We start from the raw sequence: 3,031 nt of genomic DNA, 5'->3' as shown, positions 1-3,031 counted from the left end.
TAAAGGTGTGGGACGCATTTATCAACAGACAGTGATCGATACCTATTCTAAGGTAGCTTTTGTCAAACTATACGATAGAAAAAATGCGTTGGTAGCAGCAGATATGCTGAATGACCAAGTCATTCCCTGGTTTGAAGAGCAAGATATTCGTATCTTAAGAATATTGACCGATCGTGGTACAGAGTACTGCGGAGCAAGAGAGCATCATGAGTATGAACTTTATCTGGCCATTGAAGACATTGACCATTCTCGCACTAAAGCCAGGCATCCTCAAACCAATGGAATCTGCGAAAGGTTTCATCAGACCATCCAGAACGAATTTTATGCCACAGCTTTTAGGAAGAAAGTGTTTAAAAATGTTGAAGAATTACAAGGGGATGTGGATAAATGGATGAATGAGTATAATAATGAGAGAACACATACAGGAAAGTATTGTTTTGGCAAGACGCCTTTACAAACATTCTTAGATGCCAAACATCTTGCACAAGAAAAGATGTTAGATAAGTTACAACTGACAGAAATAGTACCTGCCAGGTAACTCATGTTTGTCAGGTCAAGTACTGTCTAGGACACATTAAGTGAAGCGATGACTATTGTCATCATGTTTCATAGAAGTAGCTTTAGAACATTTAAAGATTACTATATCCGGCAAGTTATTCCCTCCCTAAAGAAATACTTTCCTAATATCCTTTCCTATCATAAATTCATCACTTTAATGAAAACATGTTTGTTTCCTACTTTTGTTTATTCATAGGCTTGCTTAGGAGAATGTACAGGCATTTCGTTTGTCGATTCTACTCTATTGACAGTATGCCATACTCGTCGCATCCACTCCCATAGAGTTTTTAAAAAATAGCAAAAAGAGGAAAAACCTCTACAGGGTACTTTTATGGATTCAAACTCCATCTAGTGATTAACGATAAAGGGGAAATACTTGCTTATATGTTAACGCCAGGAAATGTGGATGATCGTATTCCTGTTCCTGATCTGTCTAAAAATATTTTTGGCAAAATGTTTGCTGATAAAGGATATATATCACACCAGTTATTTATCAAGCTCTATGACAAAGGCTTAGAAATTATTATTAGGTTTAGAAAAAACATGAAAAACAAGCTAATGTCACTGGTAGATAAGATTTTATTAAGGAAACGGGACATTATTGAAAGCCTTAACAATAAATTGAAAAATTCTTGTCAAATCGAACATCATCGCCATCGCAGCCCTTGGAATTTTTTTGTCAATTTAATCAGCGGAATAGTGGCCTATGCTTATGAACCCTGTAAGCCCTGCATTCAATTTACGTGTACGGAAAAACAAAAGTTAATGAGTTGGCTTACAGTTTAAGTCAGGGTTTGAAGCAGTCTTAGAGTATTTTCTTATCCGATAACTCGCGTTATCTAACATCTTTTCTGGCGCAAGATGTTTTGTATCTAAGAATGCTTGTAAAGGCATCTTGCCAAAACAATACTTTCCTGTATGTGTTCTCATTATTATAATCATTCATCCATTAATCCACTTCCTCTTGTAATTCTTCAACATTTTTAACACTTTCTTCCTAAAAGTTATGGCATAAAATTCATGCTGGATGTTCTGGTACAACCTTTCGCAGATTCTATTGGTTTAAAGGGTGTCAGGCTTTAGTATGTGAGTGGTCAATATGGTGAGTCGACCTGTGGAACTTCCCCACAAGCCTCTCGTAGAACGGTACAGGAACCTCTCGATTCATACCGCTCCCAATTAAGCAAACGCTCCTATCATTCCTTTATTCCAGTGTACAAATAACCCTGGGGTTTCCTTTACTATCTTTTCTATAAAGATAGTCGTTCTTGTTTTATGACCTGCAAGTTCCTTGTATTTACGCATTCCCCAAGCCACTAGTGTCTTATTAAAATGTCTGCAGAATTGGTATAGAGCTGATGGAGAATATTTCCCATAGTATACTAGCCATCCTCTGATAACTGGATTATACGTTTTGGCTATATCTCCAAGTTCTAAATCTGTTCTATTTCTTATATTCCATTGCCTAATGGTTGCTTTCATAGATTTTAGCGCCGCTTGGCTTACTGCTGGTGTAAAACTTATAAATATGTTATTTCGTTTACTGTTTTTGACCAGTCTTGGCCGAAAGGTATAGCCTAGAAAATCAAATTTTGTTTCCTTGTATTTTCCCTTGCGGCTTCCATCTTTACAGTAAATAATCTTTGTTTTATCTGGATGAAGCATCAAACTACATTCTTCAAATCGTTTCTTTAGATTTGTTAGAAGGTGTTGAGCGTCTTGTTCTGTGTTACAGTGTATTAATCCATCATCAGAATACCTACACTATAGCATGCTAGGATATTTCCTTGTCATCCAGGTGTCAAATACATAATGAAGAAATAGATTGGCAAGCACTGGACTAATCACTCCTCCTTGGGGCACTCCTGCATTTCTTGTCACAAGAATTCCATCTTTTAATTGAAGAGGTGCTTTTAGCCATCTTTCGATGTATAAAATAACCCATTTGTTATCTGTATGTTTTCTTACTGCTTTCATTAGAAGGTCATGGTCTATATTGTCAAATAGGCCTTTAATATCAAATTCCAGCACCCAATCGTATTTCCAACATCTTTGCCTAGTGATTCCTACAGCATCTAAAGCTGATCTATTCGGCCTATATGCATAAGAATTTTGGTGAAAATGGGGCTCTACTATAGGTTCAAACATCAGCTTTACAATCATTTGAGCTATTCTATCACTTACCGTAGGTATTCCCAAGATTCTTTCTCCACCACTTTTCTTTGGTATTGAAACGGCCTTTACAGGCGGTGGAAAATAGCTTCCCGAGGACATTCGGTTCCAGATTTTATAAAGATTGCTTTTAAGGTTTCGATCGAAGTCCTCTAGCGTTTGCTGATCTATGCCAGCTGCTCCTGCGTTTGCTTTTACAAGCTTATAGGCCTCCATAACAAGTGTTTTAGAAATAATAAAAGGTTTTGTTTCACTCACGATTTCCTCCTAGAAATCTAGTTGAATAATGAATGTTACCACT

Annotated in this window: 2 protein-coding genes and 1 pseudogene; 2 read left to right on the top strand and 1 reads right to left on the bottom strand. The window is 36.9% G+C overall.

Translation table 11 applies throughout. From position 1 onward, the window contains the following. Window positions 1–538, top strand: a 538-nt coding sequence (locus tag NEOC84_RS00370; protein ID WP_166154223.1) for an integrase core domain-containing protein, incomplete at its 5' end; no start/stop codon positions are given. Window positions 539–909: 371 nt separating this feature from the next. Further along, window positions 910–1,344 (top strand): IS982 family transposase, encoded by a 435-nt coding sequence (locus tag NEOC84_RS09685; protein WP_347566616.1) that lies wholly within the window; start codon window positions 910–912, stop codon window positions 1,342–1,344. Window positions 1,345–1,737: 393 nt separating this feature from the next. Here NEOC84_RS09685 and ltrA read toward each other — a convergent pair. Continuing rightward, a pseudogene (ltrA, locus tag NEOC84_RS10105) lies at window positions 1,738–2,988 on the bottom strand (group II intron reverse transcriptase/maturase). Between the last annotated feature and the right edge of the window lie 43 nt (window positions 2,989–3,031).

Source organism: Neochlamydia sp. AcF84 (assembly GCF_011087585.1).
Taxonomy (GTDB): domain Bacteria; phylum Chlamydiota; class Chlamydiia; order Chlamydiales; family Parachlamydiaceae; genus Neochlamydia.
The sequence above is the reverse complement of the archived record's forward strand: the minus strand, read 5'-3'. Positions and strand labels throughout refer to the sequence as shown.